The organism is Methylomonas sp. MgM2 (assembly GCF_054172045.1).
This window is the reverse complement of the sequence record NZ_JBSYXO010000002.1, coordinates 232,827-247,036: the sequence shown is the minus strand read 5'-3', so window position 1 is coordinate 247,036 and position 14,210 is coordinate 232,827. Positions and strand designations below refer to the sequence as shown.

14 protein-coding genes and 1 riboswitch are annotated in these 14,210 nt (G+C 50.5%); of the genes, 9 read left to right on the top strand and 5 right to left on the bottom strand.

Annotated features, from left to right (window positions below):
• Window positions 1–861: a pantoate--beta-alanine ligase gene (gene panC / locus ACW73I_RS02775; protein ID WP_458027683.1), complete on the top strand. Its 861-nt coding sequence runs from the start codon at window positions 1–3 to the stop codon at window positions 859–861.
• Window positions 862–952: 91 nt separating this feature from the next.
• Complete coding sequence (gene panD, locus ACW73I_RS02770) at window positions 953–1,333, top strand: aspartate 1-decarboxylase (protein WP_458027682.1); 381 nt, start codon at window positions 953–955, stop codon at window positions 1,331–1,333.
• A 43-nt stretch (window positions 1,334–1,376) separates the two neighbouring features.
• Here panD and fliW read toward each other — a convergent pair whose 3' ends face one another.
• Complete coding sequence (gene fliW / locus ACW73I_RS02765) at window positions 1,377–1,835, bottom strand: flagellar assembly protein FliW (RefSeq protein WP_458027681.1); 459 nt, start codon at window positions 1,833–1,835, stop codon at window positions 1,377–1,379.
• A gap of 143 nt (window positions 1,836–1,978) precedes the next feature.
• A riboswitch (cobalamin riboswitch) is annotated at window positions 1,979–2,200 on the top strand.
• A 107-nt stretch (window positions 2,201–2,307) separates the two neighbouring features.
• Between fliW and ACW73I_RS02760 the strand changes: the two genes are divergently transcribed.
• From ACW73I_RS02760 to cbiB, 3 genes are read left to right on the top strand one after another with little or no spacing between them, the layout of a single operon-like run.
• Window positions 2,308–4,119, top strand: a complete 1,812-nt coding sequence (locus ACW73I_RS02760; protein ID WP_458027680.1) for a TonB-dependent receptor domain-containing protein — start codon at window positions 2,308–2,310, stop codon at window positions 4,117–4,119.
• Window positions 4,120–4,137: 18 nt separating this feature from the next.
• A complete protein-coding gene (locus ACW73I_RS02755; protein ID WP_458027679.1) occupies window positions 4,138–4,713 on the top strand; it encodes a hypothetical protein in 576 nt (191 codons plus the stop codon).
• A gap of 41 nt (window positions 4,714–4,754) precedes the next feature.
• Window positions 4,755–5,672, top strand: a complete 918-nt coding sequence (gene cbiB, locus ACW73I_RS02750) for an adenosylcobinamide-phosphate synthase CbiB (RefSeq protein WP_458027678.1) — start codon at window positions 4,755–4,757, stop codon at window positions 5,670–5,672.
• Between the two features lie 5 nt (window positions 5,673–5,677).
• Here the strand turns inward: cbiB and ACW73I_RS02745 are convergent, their stop codons facing one another.
• On the bottom strand, window positions 5,678–6,739 hold the full coding sequence (locus ACW73I_RS02745; RefSeq protein WP_458027677.1) for an AI-2E family transporter: 1,062 nt from the start codon (window positions 6,737–6,739) through the stop codon (window positions 5,678–5,680).
• Between the two features lie 151 nt (window positions 6,740–6,890).
• Between ACW73I_RS02745 and rep the strand changes: the two genes are divergently transcribed.
• Window positions 6,891–8,897 (top strand): DNA helicase Rep, encoded by a 2,007-nt coding sequence (gene rep, locus ACW73I_RS02740; RefSeq protein WP_458027676.1) that lies wholly within the window; start codon window positions 6,891–6,893, stop codon window positions 8,895–8,897.
• Window positions 8,898–8,919: 22 nt separating this feature from the next.
• Here rep and ACW73I_RS02735 read toward each other — a convergent pair whose 3' ends face one another.
• Window positions 8,920–10,269, bottom strand: a complete 1,350-nt coding sequence (locus tag ACW73I_RS02735) for a DegQ family serine endoprotease (protein ID WP_458027675.1) — start codon at window positions 10,267–10,269, stop codon at window positions 8,920–8,922.
• A gap of 141 nt (window positions 10,270–10,410) precedes the next feature.
• On the opposite strand from ACW73I_RS02735, the gene ACW73I_RS02730 reads away from it, so the two are divergent.
• Entirely contained in the window at window positions 10,411–11,751 is a 1,341-nt protein-coding gene (locus ACW73I_RS02730; RefSeq protein ID WP_458027674.1) for a cyclic nucleotide-binding domain-containing protein, read from the top strand.
• A gap of 58 nt (window positions 11,752–11,809) precedes the next feature.
• Here ACW73I_RS02730 and rpmG read toward each other — a convergent pair whose 3' ends face one another.
• Both rpmG and rpmB read right to left on the bottom strand, forming a co-directional pair.
• The gene (rpmG, locus tag ACW73I_RS02725; protein ID WP_458027673.1) at window positions 11,810–11,965 is read right to left on the bottom strand and encodes a 50S ribosomal protein L33; all 156 of its coding nucleotides are present in this window, start codon (window positions 11,963–11,965) and stop codon (window positions 11,810–11,812) included.
• An 11-nt stretch (window positions 11,966–11,976) separates the two neighbouring features.
• Window positions 11,977–12,213: a 50S ribosomal protein L28 gene (gene rpmB / locus ACW73I_RS02720; RefSeq protein ID WP_458027672.1), complete on the bottom strand. Its 237-nt coding sequence runs from the start codon at window positions 12,211–12,213 to the stop codon at window positions 11,977–11,979.
• A gap of 139 nt (window positions 12,214–12,352) precedes the next feature.
• Here rpmB and gshB point away from each other — a divergent pair, with 139 nt between their 5' ends.
• On the top strand, window positions 12,353–13,315 hold the full coding sequence (gene gshB, locus ACW73I_RS02715) for a glutathione synthase (RefSeq protein WP_458027671.1): 963 nt from the start codon (window positions 12,353–12,355) through the stop codon (window positions 13,313–13,315).
• A 2-nt stretch (window positions 13,316–13,317) separates the two neighbouring features.
• On the top strand, window positions 13,318–14,208 hold the full coding sequence (locus tag ACW73I_RS02710) for a TonB family protein (RefSeq protein ID WP_458027670.1): 891 nt from the start codon (window positions 13,318–13,320) through the stop codon (window positions 14,206–14,208).
• Window positions 14,209–14,210 lie beyond the last annotated feature (2 nt).

Below are 14,210 nucleotides of genomic sequence, written 5' to 3'. Positions count from 1 at the left end.
ATGCAAACCATAAAAACCATCAGAGCATTAAGAGCCGCGATAAAGCAATGGCGACAAGATCACCAGAGCATCGCTTTTGTTCCGACCATGGGCAATTTGCATGGCGGGCACATCAAATTGGTTGAAACGGCGCGGCAGCAAGCCGATAAATTGGTTGTCAGTATTTTCGTCAACCCAACACAGTTCGGACCCAACGAAGACTTCGCCAGCTATCCTCGTACCGAACAGCAAGACCAGGAAAAACTGCTCGCTTGCGGCACCGATCTGTTGTTTCTGCCCGCGGTAGAAGAAATCTACGCGCAGCCTCTGAAAACGCGAGTGTCGGTTGACGGTTTATCGGCTATGCACTGCGGCGCCAGCCGCCCGGGACACTTCGATGGCGTCGCTTTGATCGTCTGCAAACTACTGAATATAGTGCAGCCGGATTTGTTATTTCTGGGCGACAAAGACTTTCAGCAGCTTTGCGTCATTCGGCAAATGGTGGCCGATTTGAACATCCCGGTTGAAGTTCAGAGCGTTCCAACCGTCCGAGAAGCCGACGGCTTGGCGATGAGTTCCCGTAATAGCTATCTTTCGGAGGCCGAAAGACAACAAGCGCCTTTGCTGTATCAATCCATTTCAGCAGTCCGAGATGCGATGGTTGCAGGCGACATCGACGTACGCGCGTTGATTCGGCAAAAAACCGAAATGCTGCAGGAAGCGGGTTTTACACTCGATTATTTTGAAGTCTGCCGCAGTACCGACTTGTTACCGGCAACACCCGACGATACTAAATTGGTGATTCTAATAGCGGCAAAACTCGGCACAACTCGATTGATAGATAATATTTATTTTTCTCGAGAAACCACGCAATTAGGATAGTTTTTAAACCGATTGAAACATCGCCTCCATTTGATAGCCGGTGCCATTTCGGGCATAATTTAATATCCCCTGTTATTTGAAGATGTTTGCTATGCACTTAAACATGCTTAAAGCCAAGTTACACCGCGCGCGTGTAACGCATTCCGAGCTCGATTACGAGGGTTCGTGCGCCATTGACGGCAAGATCCTCGATTTTTCAGGGATACGGGAATACGAGCAAATCCATATTTACAACATCAACAACGGCCAACGTTTTACTACATACGCGATTCGGGCGGAAGAGGGATCCGGGGTGTTTTCGATCAACGGAGCAGCGGCTCGTTTGGCATGCCCGGGCGATTTGATTATCGTCGCCGCTTACGCCAGCTTAGACGAAAAGGAATTGAAAACCTACAAACCAACCTTGGTTTATTTCGACGGTAATAATAAGATCACCCATTCCAGCCACTCCGTCCCCGTTCAAGCCGCCTGAGTTTTAATCAACCGCCGCAGGACACGGCGGTTACGTTTCCCAATCAAGCTTCCGCTACATCGATTTCACTGGCCTGTTCGGTCAAGGTTATGCTTTGCTCAATGTTTACCAGCAATTTCTGAAAACCAATACGCTTTTCGCTGTTGATTAAAAGCGGCGATTTGATTGATCCTTTAATGGTCGGTTTGCCGGGATCGGATTCACTGTCTTTATGGAGCATGATCAGAATCACTAAATCGTCGATATTATCAAGCTGCAACAACTGTTCTTCGTCATCGGTCAACACAAAGCTGTAGTTGATATTGAAATGAGCGGGATGCGCGACCGAAAACACTAAATCTTGGTTATCAACCGATTGCAGCCAATACACGATTTTATTGTCATCTTGCTGCACCAGCCTAAAGCGGACTTGATCCTCAAACCCGGGAATTCCGCGTGGGAAAGTGATGATCGTATCGGAACCGACCTGCTGCGGACCTAACTGCTTAGATTGAATTTCCATAAGAGCTCTCGTTATTATCGATATAAAACATTTTTATTGGTAAGCCACTTATAGCATGGAACCCGGCTTTTGCAATGTTTGGCCCAATACGCCCCATACAAAATATCGATTTCGGCTTGTCAGATTTGCTGTAACTATATAGAATTTCGTTCCCTCTTTCAGGTGCCCGAGTCCGAACGACGACTCGGCTTAAACAGGAAGTCGGTGCGGAACATCAAACCTGATGTCCCTATGCCGACGCTGCCCCCGCAACGGTAGATAAGTAAAAGAGCTGCATTTAACGCCACTGTGCATCGCATGGGAAGGCCGCAACTCAGGCTAAGCCACTTATGAGCCCGGAGACTGGCCCGAAAGATCATTCGAGACAGCGGAGGGCTGTTTGCGAAATGGTCAGTCTCAGTCTGCCTTTTTCGTCCGCCGTTTTTCCTCTGTCAATCAGTTACCCCGTTGCGCGGTGGGCGCAGAGGAATATATGCAAAAATCGATAGTTAGCTCGTTAATTCTGGCGAGTACGAGTACTGCCGTGTCGTCTGCGACCGGTGGCGATTCAACCAACCTGCCCGAAATGGTCGTTACGGCGACCCGAGCCGGAACCGCGAGCGAAGAACTCGCCACGGCCATGACGGTTTTCACTCGCGAGGATATAGAAAAACGCCAGGCCAGAACCTTACCGGAATTGTTAAAAACGGCGCCGGGGCTTGATCTAGTCGAACAGGGCGGCTACGGTAAAAATACCAGCATCTTTATGCGCGGCACCAATTCCGATCACGTTTTGGTTTTGATCGACGGCATTAAAGCCGGCTCCGCCACTACAGGCACATTCCCGTATCAGTTTATTCCCATTGAGCAAATAGAACGGATCGAAATCATACGCGGTCCGCAATCGAGCTTGTATGGTTCCGAAGCGATCGGCGGGGTCATCCAGATTTTTACCCGCAAAGCAGCCCAGCAAGACGTACCCAAAGCAACTCTGGATACAGGCGCCGGTTCCTACGATACCTTCAATGTTTCAGGAACAGTCTCCGGCAACTGGAAAAATAATTGGTACAGTTTGGGCGTATCGCATCTGAACAGCCAAGGCTTTGACGCAAGACAGCCCACAACAGGCCTTTTCGGCGTCAATGAACCCGACCGGGACGGTTATTACAATACCGGCATCAACGCGCGTGCCGGCCACCGTTTCGAAAACAATGCCGAAATCGAAGCCTTCTTCATGCGTGCCCAGGGCAAAACCGAATTCGACGGCATTCCTAATAAGACCGACTTCGTCAACCAGACGATAGGAACCAGCGCGGCTTTCGATATTCTGAAGAACTGGCGTTCCACCTTGCGCTTCGGTCAAACTCAGGATAACAACGACAATTTCGACCGGGACGGCAACTATTTCAGCCAATTCGACACCACCCGCTGGAACGCGACATGGTTGAATCAAATTTCGGTCGCACCGGATCATCAGTTAACGCTGGGTACCGATTATCGAGTCGATGAAGTGCAAAGTAACGTAGCCTACGCCGAAACCTCGCGTTACGATGTCGGCGTTTTCGGCGAACTGCATAGCCGCCTATTCGACAAGCATTTCGTCACTGCCTCCGTGCGTTGGGACGAGAACCAAGCTTTCGGCGATTATGTCACCGGCAATTTCGGTTGGCGCTATAACTGGAATTACGGCCTCAGCGCTTTTGCCAGTTTTGGCAATGCCTTTAAGGCTCCTACTTTCAATCAGTTGTATTTCCCTAATTACGGCAACCCGAATTTAACGGCGGAAACATCCGCTAGCTTCGAGACCGGCATCGCCGGCAGTCATGATTGGGCAGATTGGCAACTCCGTGCTTACCACACCGATATCGATAATCTGATTGCGATATACCCGGTCGAAAATATCGACAAAGCCCGAATCGAAGGACTGGAATTTGAGCTTTCGACCCAAGTTTTCGGCGTACAGCAAAATCTATATATGGGCTTATTGGATCCCAGAGATGCAAACACCAATCTGCGTTTAGCGCGCCGCACCGAGAAAAAACTGTCTTACGCTGTGTCGAAAACCCTGGGCGATTTCGATCTTAGCGCTCAAGTCTTAGCGGAGGGCAATCGATACGACAACCCGGCAAACACCATAAAGCTCGCAGGTTTCGTTACAGTCGACATACGGACTGCTTATCACATCGACAAAAACTGGATGCTAAGCGCCAAATTGAATAATCTACTGGATAAACAGTACCAAACCGCCGATACTTACAATAATCCCGGCCGGAATTTCTTTTTTTCCATCCATTACAATAACTAACTCAACGGAGGTTTTCTGATGATTACTAAAGCAAGTTTGGCCGTCAAACCCGGCGCTGTCGCCTTAATGGCGCTGATGGCCAGCACCCGCTTCCACCATTTCGGCACGCCGTTCGCATTGCCCGACGCCTCGTTGGCGGTATTTTTTCTGGCGGGTTTATGGCTGGGCGGGCGCTACCTGTTCGCCGCGCTATTGGTGGAAGCCGGCATCATCGATTATTTGGCGATCACCCAATTCGGCGTCAGCGATTTCTGCGTCACTCAGGCTTATGTTTTCTTGATTCCGACCTACGCCGCAATGTGGCTGGGCGGAAAATGGTGCCGACGTAACGGCGAATCGACGATTGATGGCTTGTTGCGGCAATTCGGTGTGTTAGTCGCCGCCACGTCCGCCGCATTTTTAATTTCCAATGGCAGTTTCTACTGGTTGTCGGGCCGCTATGAAGCAACTCAATGGGATCAATACATCGAGCGTTTTGCGCAGTATTATCCGCCGTATCTGACCGGCGCGGTGCTTTACGTGATCGTCATTTATGCCGCCGTCAATGCGGCCAAAGCCTTGTTGGCCGACAAATCCTCTCAACCGAGCATCTAAACCGCCTTCTGCGGAGGGCCGGCGCAGCCCTCCGCATCCCCATGAATTTGATTTTAACCTTGCTAATAGCATTCGCAGTCGATTACTGCGTCGGCGAGCCTCGCAATGCCTATCATCCCTTGGTCGCGTTCGGCCACTGGGTTCGCCGTTTAGAAAAAACCTATCTTAATCCCGAGCACTCGCCGATCCGACAAAAAGCCTTTGGTTCATTGGCTGTATTATGCGCGCTGTTACCGTGCTGCTTAGCCGTTATCGTCTATTGGCTGCCGCCAATATTACAGACCTTGACGAGCATCGGGATTTTGTATTTCTGTGTTGGTGCCCGCAGCCTGCAACAACACGCTTTCGCGGTTTATCAGGCTTTGCAGCAAGACGATTTGGCCGCTTCGCGCCGGCGGGTCGGCTTAATGGTCAGCCGCCAAACGGACAATATGACTAGAGCGGAGGTTCGCCGTGCGAGCATCGAATCGGTCTTGGAAAACGGAGCCGATGCCGTGTTTGCGCCGTTGTTTTGGTTTGTTGCACTGGGCTCATTTGGCGCATTGCTTTACCGCTTGGCCAACACCTTGGATGCAATGTGGGCTTATAAAAATCATCGCTATTTACACTTCGGTTGGGCGGCGGCGCGCCTCGATGACACCATGAATTGGCTTCCCGCCAGACTAACCGCCGTAAGCTATGCCGTGCTCGGCGACACACAACAAGCCGTGTATGCGTGGCGCCATCAAGCCCCGCAAATGGAAAGTCCTAACGCGGGCCCCGTCATGGCATCCGGAGCCGGCGCGTTGGATATTCGTTTAGGGGGGGCGGCCATCTATCACGGCATTCTGAAAAATAAAATTTGCTTCGGCGGCAACAAACAACCCGAAGATAGGCACATCCTCCTCGCCCTTCGTTTGGTTTTTCAGACCTTGGTTTTATGGTTATCGTTGATTGCCATCGCGGAATTGCTTGTCTGAACGTCTCAATCGGCTTTGATTGCCTCTTGTTCCTTGCGTATTAGCCAATCCAACATCAATGCATAACTGGTCGCCAACAAAGTCGGCCCGATAAAGACGCCTATAAAGCCGAAAGCCAGCAAGCCCCCGAATATTCCAAACAGAATCAACACAAACGGCAATTCGACTTCGCGGCTAATCAAGATCGGCCGCAACCAATTGTCTATGGTGCCAACAAACAGCAAAAACCAGAGTGCAATGAAAATCGCTTTGCCGGTTTCGCCGCTCATCAGCAACCACGTGGAAACCGGCAACCATACGACGGTGCCCATTGCCGGAATAATCATTAGAAAAAACGCGACGACGCCCAGCACAAAAGCATAAGGTACGCCGGCGATCAAAAAACCCACGATGGACGCAATCGCTTGAGCCAATGCCGTCCCGAGTATGCCGTATACCACGGCGCGTATACTGGAACGGACAATATGCAGAATACGCTCGGTCTGTTCGCCGGCCAAACGTTGTGTCGCCATGACGATGTGTTTTGTGATTTGCTCTCCGTCCCGGTATAGAAAAAACAACACTAGAATGCTCAAGCCCATGTGCATCAGTTCACCGGCCAGACTCAAACCTTGCCGGACTATCCATTTGCTGGCCGTTAAGGCATATTTCCGGGCGAAATCGATGAGCCGAGTGGAATCTTCACCGATGCTTTGCCAGCTAGAAGCGATACTATCGCCAACCAGCGGCAAACTTTTCAACCAAATCGGCGCTTCCGGCCAGACTCGCCCAGTATCGGTCAACCATTGCAGAATACGGTCGACATCGTCGGGAATGGTCAAGGCGGCCGTAATAAGAGGACTTAACGAGAAAACGCCTATCGGCACTATCATACCGAAAGCCGCCTGATTGCTCGAAAGCCCCCAACGGCGCAAGCTCAGGTACAGCGGCCAGGTGACGAAGCACAGTATGGCGGCCCACAGAATATCGAACAAAAACGGCTTGATCACCTGATAGCAGACAAGAATCAGCAACACCAATGCTGCTATGCTGGCAAATCGTTCGAATCGGGAAACAATAATTGTCATGTCGGCTAAAAGCTCCGGTTCAAATAACGGATCACTAAGACGCTAACTCGGCAACAATAAACGCTCTCGGACGATCAAGCACTTGTTCGCGCGATCAATTAAAATAGGCGGCTCACCGACTAAACTCAATAATCCGCAAAATCGCCATTCAATGTCGCCTAAACTCAATTCCCAACAGCAAGCCGCAGTCAAGATTATCGATCGTCCTTTGTTGGTACTCGCGGGCGCCGGGAGCGGCAAGACGCGGGTGATTACCGAGAAAATCGCCTACCTGACGCAACAAGGCATTCCCGCTCGCCATATCGCCGCGATTACCTTTACCAACAAGGCCGCGCGGGAAATGCGGAGCCGGGTGAGCCGTTTACTGGACGATAAGCAAAGCCGCGGACTTAGAGTATCAACTTTTCATTCGCTTGGGCTCGATATCTTACGCGCGGAACACAAAGCGCTTGGTTATAAAGCGTCTATTACCCTGTTCGACGAACAGGATAGATTGACCTTGTTGCGCAACTTGATCAATCAGGGCGTAACAGAATACGACATAGACCAAGTCGATCGGTACAATTGGCAAATCGGCCAATGGAAAAATGCCTTTATCACGCCGGAACAGGCGGCCGCCCACGCCGATGCCACCAATTTGGTGCCGGCCAAACTTTACGATGCCTATGCGCGCAGCCTCAAAGCCTATAACGCGGTCGACTTCGACGACCTGATTTTGCTGCCGGTACTACTGTTTCAACAACATGCGCAAGTCCTGGAAAAATGGCAGAACAAAATCCGCTACCTGTTGGTGGACGAATACCAGGACACCAATATTACCCAATACCAGCTAGTCCGCCTGTTAGCGGGCAATCTAGGTCGTTTCACCGTAGTGGGCGACGACGATCAGTCCATCTACGCATGGCGCGGCGCGCATCCGGAGAATTTGAGCCAGTTGCAAAAGGACTACGGCCGGCTTCAGGTCATCAAGCTGGAGCAAAATTACCGTTCGGCCGGGCGCATCTTGAAAGTCGCCAACCAATTAATTGCCAACAATCCCCACACTTTCGAAAAGAAACTGTGGAGCGAACTGGGATATGGCGATCCGCTGCGCGTGCTGAGTCACAAGTCCGACCAGGCCGAAGCTAAACAAACCGTCGCGGAAATCGTGCATCACCGATTCAAGCATGGCGGCCGCTATTCCGATTATGCAATCCTGTACCGGGGCAATCATCAATCTCGCTTGTTCGAAAAGGAATTGCGGGAAAACAACGTACCGTATTTCATCAGCGGCAGCACCTCGTTTTTTGCCTACGCTGAAATCAAGGACATTCTGGCTTATTTGCGCCTAATGGTTAATCCGGGCGACGATGCGGCATTTTTACGCATCATCAACACGCCCAGGCGGGAAATAGGGCCGACCACGCTGGAAAAGCTGGGCGCCTATGCCAATAACCGGCATATCAGTCTATTCGATGCCTGTTCGGAATTCGGCTTGGAGCAACGCCTCCCGGAAAAATCCTTGCACCGTCTCCGCGCATTTTGCGACTGGATCATCCAAACCGGGCAAAAAATCGAAGGCGACAACGATTTCAACGCCGTTCACCAAATGCTGGAACAAATCAATTACCAGCAATGGTTGCAGGAAAACAGCAAGACGCCGGCCGCGGCTGAACGTCGGATGAACAACGTTCTGGAACTGATCGAATGGCTGCAGCGCATCGCGGGCGGCGAGCAAGAGGCGCGGAAATCCTTGTCCGAAGTGATTACGAAAGTCATGCTGCTGGATATTTTGGAGCGCCATCAGGAAGAGGAAGCCGGTGACCAGGTTTCGCTAATGACCTTGCATGCCGCCAAAGGCCTGGAGTTTCCGCATGTGTTTTTGATCGGCATGGAAGAAAATCTGTTGCCTCATCAAAACAGCATCGAAACCGACAATATCGACGAAGAGCGGCGTCTGGCTTATGTCGGCATCACCCGCGCCCAAAAAACCTTGACCTTCAGCTACTGCACGCATCGCAAACGCTACGGCGAAATCAGCGAATCGGAACCCAGCCGCTTCCTAAACGAGCTGCCGGAAGAAGATTTGGAATGGGCCAACAAAAAACAATTGGCGCCGGAAGAAATAAAACAACGCGGCAAAGCCAGTTTAGCCCAATTGAAATCGATGCTGGCCTGAGGCGGGCCAGCATCGATTCGACCTACTGCAACACCACGAAAAAGGCTTCGCCGCCGCGCTGCAAATTAATCAACAACGGCGAACGCGGATTGGCCACTTGCTTTAATTCTTCGATATTTCTAACCCGGTAACGGTTAGCACTGACGATGATGTCGCCCGGACGCAAACCGGCTTTCCAGGCATAGGATCGAGTGTCGATTTTGTCTAAAACAATGCCTTCGATCTGGCCTTTGGTCGGCACGCTGAGGATGACGCCTTTCAGTGTCGGATGGATTTTATCGCCGGCGATTTCCGGACGTTTCGGCTTGCCGATGACGGCTTTCACGCTGATGCGCTCGCCGTCCCGCATCAAGTCGATGTCGACGGTGTCGCCGATTTGCATTAAACCGATAACGGTTCGGATTTGACTGCTACCGTTTCTTATTTCCTGGCCGTTCACGGCGACAACGATATCGCCCGGTTCGATACCGGCTTTTTCCGCCGGAGACCCGGCTTCGACTCGAGCGACCACGGCCCCATGCTGGCTTCGCAAATTAAAGGCCTTGGCTAAATCCTGAGTCAGATCCTGGGTAGTCACGCCTAGCATGCCCCTGCGAACTTCGCCGTGTTTTACCAAAGAATCCTTAATGATAATGGCCATATTCGACGGTATCGCGAAACCAATACCCACGTTACCGCCGCTAGGCGCCAGGATGGCGGTGTTCATACCGACGAATTCTCCGCGCAGATTAACCAATGCGCCACCGGAGTTACCGGGATTGATCGAGGCATCGGTTTGAATAAAGTCCTCATAACCTTCTATACCCAAACCTGAACGTCCCAGGGCGCTGACGATACCTGAAGTCACGGTTTGCCCCAAGCCGAACGGGTTGCCGATCGCGACAACAAAATCACCCACTTTGAGCTGACTCGAATCCGCAATCGTCAGTGCGGTCAGGTTGTCGGCCGGGACTTGAATTACCGCGACGTCGGCTTCGGGATCGGTTCCGATCAGCTTCGCATTGAGCTGGCGGCCGTCGCTCAGCGTGACGGTAATTTTATCGGCTTTGTCTATCACATGATTGTTGGTCAGCACGAAGCCTTCTTCGGCGTCGATGATGACGCCGGAGCCCAAGCTATTGCGCTGTTGTTGCCGTGGCTGGTTGGGAATACCAAAAAAATAACGAAACACCGGGTCGTTCAACAAGGGATTGTCTTGCATCCGCACATTCGTAGAGGTGGATATGTTTACAACCGCGGGCATGCTACGCTCCAACATTGGCGCCAGCGAAGGTAAATTTTCACCGTCAACCTGCGTCGGCAAAACCGCATTTGCGTTCAAGCAAGTCAACCCTAAAACAAAAATCATCAGTACTTTCGTCTTTTTGATCATAATTAGCCTATCCAACGGTTTAGTTGCCGGTATGGACAAAAATGCCCGAAAAACGTTTCATTGAAAACATAGTAGCGCATAATCGACTATGATACGCGCTATCCGCCGAAGTAATTTAGTCTCTATCTTGCAACGCAGCACATGACCGTCGATATCGATTCTGAGGAAGCCCGCATCATCCGACAAATGATTCCGTTAGCTACCCTGCCGTCCAACCGCTTTGCCGAATTATGTGCGCAGATAAACGTTGAGTCCGCCGAAGCAGGCCAAGTCTTATTCAGACGCGGAGACAACGACAGTGATTTGTATTATTTGATAGACGGTTCGGTCAATTTGCAAACAGAAGCGTTTACCGTTGAAACCATTACTGCGGGAAGCGAATCCGCCCGATTTGCGATCGCTCACCAAATTCCGCGAAAAATAGATGCAATCGCCAAGAGCAGAATTCAGTTTTTACGTCTAAATGCTAATATGATGCAAATAGACCGGGAAACGGCGTATGAAGAAAATGATAGTACTATGATGGTCGAAGATTCGGGAGGCGATGAAGATTGGATGACGACTTTATTAAAGTCGCCAATTTTTAGAATGCTGCCCCCAGCGAACTTGCAACGCATACTGATCAGTCTGGAAGAAATCAGCTTTCATGCGGGTGAAACTATTATTCGGCAAGGCGACCCGGGAGATTATTATTACGTCATCAAGAAAGGCAAGGCTTTGATCAGCCGTAAACCGTCCCCCAATGCCAAAGAGATAAAACTGGCTCAACTCGGCGACCTGGATAGTTTTGGTGAAGATTCTTTAATATCCGGCGAACCAAGAAATGTTTCCGTCACCGCGGAGACGGACATCACCTTACTGCGGCTGAGCAAAGATCAATTTATCAATTTGATAAAGAAGCCGACGCTGAAATATGTCGAGTTCGATAAATTGGATGAACAGCTTAGAAATGGCGCCCAATTGATTGATGTTAGAGGGCCGGACGAATTCAAAAATCACAAATTGCCCCGTAGCACCAATATCCCCTTTTTTTCGCTGCGCATGCAGATGAAGTCGCTCGATCGGCATCGCCCGATTATTGTGGTCTGCAAGGACGGTCGGACCAGCGAATCCGCCGCGTTTGTTCTGCATCGCTTTAAATTCAACGCCTCGGTTCTCAAGGGCGGGATGGCCGGAATCGAACAAGCCGAAACGAAGGCCGAGCCGGCGATCTTTACAATTGATGATGGTACCGAAACCGCCAACCTACAGGAGTCATCCACCAGGCTGACATCTAAAACTTTACCGGAAGAAAACGACTTTCAGCAGGAACAGGTTGAAGTCGTCGACGATATAAACCAGCTCGTGGAACAACTCAAAGCAAGATGCAAAATCCTCGAAGCCGAAAAAACGACCTTAGAACTGAAATGCAATTCTTTGTCCCGTCAATTGGACACTGTGAAGGCCGAACTAGGTATATTGAAAATGAAAGGCGGAGGCTAGCCTAAGTGTCGGCGCGGCTAGCCCTAACCGTTCGCGCAAAAAAGTAGTCGAGCACTACTTATTTGATTTTGGCTTCCTTGTAAATAACGTGCTTACGAACGACGGGATCATATTTTTTGATCTCCATCTTTTCGGGCATCGTTTTCTTGTTTTTAGTGGTGGTATAGAAATGGCCGGTGCCTTCGCTAGAAACCAATTTGATTTTGTCACGCATGATGAATCTCCTTAAACTTGTTCGCCGCGGCTACGAATGTCGGTTAATACGGCGTCGATGCCTACTTTATCGATGATACGCATGCCTTTCGACGACACTCTCAGGCGAACCCAACGATTTTCGCTTTCCACCCAAAATCTGTGGTAATGCAGGTTGGGCGTAAAACGTCTTTTGGTTCGGTTCATTGCGTGCGAAACATTGTGCCCGGTTACGGGGCGTTTACCTGTTACTTGACATACTCTGGACATGACTACCTCAATGCGAGTTTTTAATTCAAAATAGCCGAGCTTTATACCAAAAAAACTTTTTCCGGTAAACCACCACCCTAAAATTAAATTTGATAGAATTCGGCTTTTACCGCCCGATTCTTTATAAAGCAGGATATTAATGACGCTCAAATTCGGCATGGTCATGGATCCCATCGGCCAAATCAATATCAAAAAGGATACAAGTTTTGCCATGCTGCTGGAAGCACAAGCCCGCGATTGGGAATTGCATTACATGGAGCTCGGCGACTTATTTCTACAAAACGGCCAAACCTATGCCCGTACCCGGGTTTTACAGGTCGAACGCAATCAACAGCAATGGCATCGCTTTCTGGGAGAGCAGGAAATCCATTTGGCCGATCTGGACGTGATATTGATGCGCAAGGACCCGCCTTTCAACCAGGAATACATTTACGCCACCTATATGCTCGAACAGGCGGAGCGTCAAGGCGTGTATGTAGTCAACAAACCCCAGTCGTTACGGGATGCCAACGAAAAAATGTATACGGCTTGGTTTCCGCAGTGCTGTACCGACACCTTGGTTGCACGCGATCCGCAAAAGATTCGCGACTTCTTGGAACAGCATGGCGAAATCATCCTGAAACCGCTTGACGGCATGGGCGGCGCATCGATTTTTCACGTGCGAGAAAACGACCCTAACCTCAGTGTCATTCTGGAAACCATGACGGCACATGCTTCGCGTTATATCATGGCGCAAAGATATCTGGCGGACGTCAAAAACGGTGATAAGCGCATACTGATGGTCAACGGTGAAGCCGTGCCCTACTGCCTGGCCCGAATTCCGGCCAGCGGCGAAACACGCGGTAATTTAGCGGCCGGCGGACGCGGCGAAGGCCGTGAATTGAGTGAACGCGACCTTTGGATTGCCGAACAAGTCGGACCGACTTTGCGCGAAAAAGGCTTGGTCTTCGTCGGCTTGGATGTCATTGGTGACTATCTGACCGAAGTCAACGTCACCAGCCCTACCTGTGTACAGGAACTCGACAAGCAATTCGGCATCAATATTAGCGCACAATTAATGGATCACATCGAAAACCATCTCCAGTCCAAGCAACGAAATTGACCATGCAAGACGCGTATTTGACGTCATCCCCGTTATCCAACAACGACACCATGCTTTTGGCGCTATTCGTCGCCACGGTATTGCACGCCGGCATATTGTTGGGTATTAACTTCAAAGCTCCGCGTCCGCAAAAAATCAATAAGTCAATCGAGATTACGATTTCACATGCGCCGTTAAAAAAAGCGCCGAAACAAGCAAAATATTTAGCATCCGATCACCAGCTCGGCGCAGGGGACAGCAATCAAAAACCCGAACCGTTAACCCAGTTGTTGCCTTCACCGCAAAGCGAAGCTGCTCCCCCGGTAAAGTCCGAAACGCAAAAACCACCTCGGCCGGAAACTAAAAGGCCGACCCCGCAGAAGGTTGCCACACAAGAAAGAGCGCCGGTGAAGACCGCCACTCCCGCCGAAACGATAGACGAATCAACAAAAGAACCAAGCGAAGAACAACCGACATTGACGGCTGAAGCCTTGCAACAGCAAATCGCGCAACTCGGCGAAAAAATCCGCAACAGTCGCGAAAGCACACAGGACAGCAAAATCAAATTCGTCAATTCGGTCAGTACGCATAAGTATCTGGCAGCGCAATACGTTAAAGACTGGGAGGACAAAATTGAACGGACCGGGAATCTTAATTATCCTGCGGCGGCGCGGAATCGCAAAACCCCCCAAACGCTGACCATGGATGTCGGCATCAATGCCGATGGCAGTGTTTATACCATACGGATTGCGCGCTCCTCCGGTAACCCTGCCTTAGATGAGGCCGCTAAACGTATCGTTAAAATGAGTGCGCCATTCGCAGCCTTACCGGCGGAACTATTGAAAGAAGTGAATGTTCTAGTGATAACCCGCGTTTGGAAATTTTCAGATGAGACCGGCATGACCACCCGCTAGCC

What these genes read in the sequence shown, in the direction of transcription:
- rep (WP_458027676.1), top strand. Translation starts at nt 6,891, where the DNA reads ATGTCGCCTAAACTCAATTCCCAACAGCAAGCCGCAGTCAAGATTATC.
- ACW73I_RS02730 (WP_458027674.1), top strand. Translation starts at nt 10,411, where the DNA reads ATGACCGTCGATATCGATTCTGAGGAAGCCCGCATCATCCGACAAATG.
- ACW73I_RS02760 (WP_458027680.1), top strand. Translation starts at nt 2,308, where the DNA reads ATGCAAAAATCGATAGTTAGCTCGTTAATTCTGGCGAGTACGAGTACT.
- panD (WP_458027682.1), top strand. Translation starts at nt 953, where the DNA reads ATGCACTTAAACATGCTTAAAGCCAAGTTACACCGCGCGCGTGTAACG.
- rpmG (WP_458027673.1), bottom strand. Translation starts at nt 11,965, where the DNA reads ATGCGTGACAAAATCAAATTGGTTTCTAGCGAAGGCACCGGCCATTTC.
- ACW73I_RS02735 (WP_458027675.1), bottom strand. Translation starts at nt 10,269, where the DNA reads ATGATCAAAAAGACGAAAGTACTGATGATTTTTGTTTTAGGGTTGACT.
- cbiB (WP_458027678.1), top strand. Translation starts at nt 4,755, where the DNA reads ATGAATTTGATTTTAACCTTGCTAATAGCATTCGCAGTCGATTACTGC.
- ACW73I_RS02755 (WP_458027679.1), top strand. Translation starts at nt 4,138, where the DNA reads ATGATTACTAAAGCAAGTTTGGCCGTCAAACCCGGCGCTGTCGCCTTA.
- ACW73I_RS02710 (WP_458027670.1), top strand. Translation starts at nt 13,318, where the DNA reads ATGCAAGACGCGTATTTGACGTCATCCCCGTTATCCAACAACGACACC.
- ACW73I_RS02745 (WP_458027677.1), bottom strand. Translation starts at nt 6,739, where the DNA reads ATGACAATTATTGTTTCCCGATTCGAACGATTTGCCAGCATAGCAGCA.
- fliW (WP_458027681.1), bottom strand. Translation starts at nt 1,835, where the DNA reads ATGGAAATTCAATCTAAGCAGTTAGGTCCGCAGCAGGTCGGTTCCGAT.
- rpmB (WP_458027672.1), bottom strand. Translation starts at nt 12,213, where the DNA reads ATGTCCAGAGTATGTCAAGTAACAGGTAAACGCCCCGTAACCGGGCAC.
- gshB (WP_458027671.1), top strand. Translation starts at nt 12,353, where the DNA reads ATGACGCTCAAATTCGGCATGGTCATGGATCCCATCGGCCAAATCAAT.
- panC (WP_458027683.1), top strand. Translation starts at nt 1, where the DNA reads ATGCAAACCATAAAAACCATCAGAGCATTAAGAGCCGCGATAAAGCAA.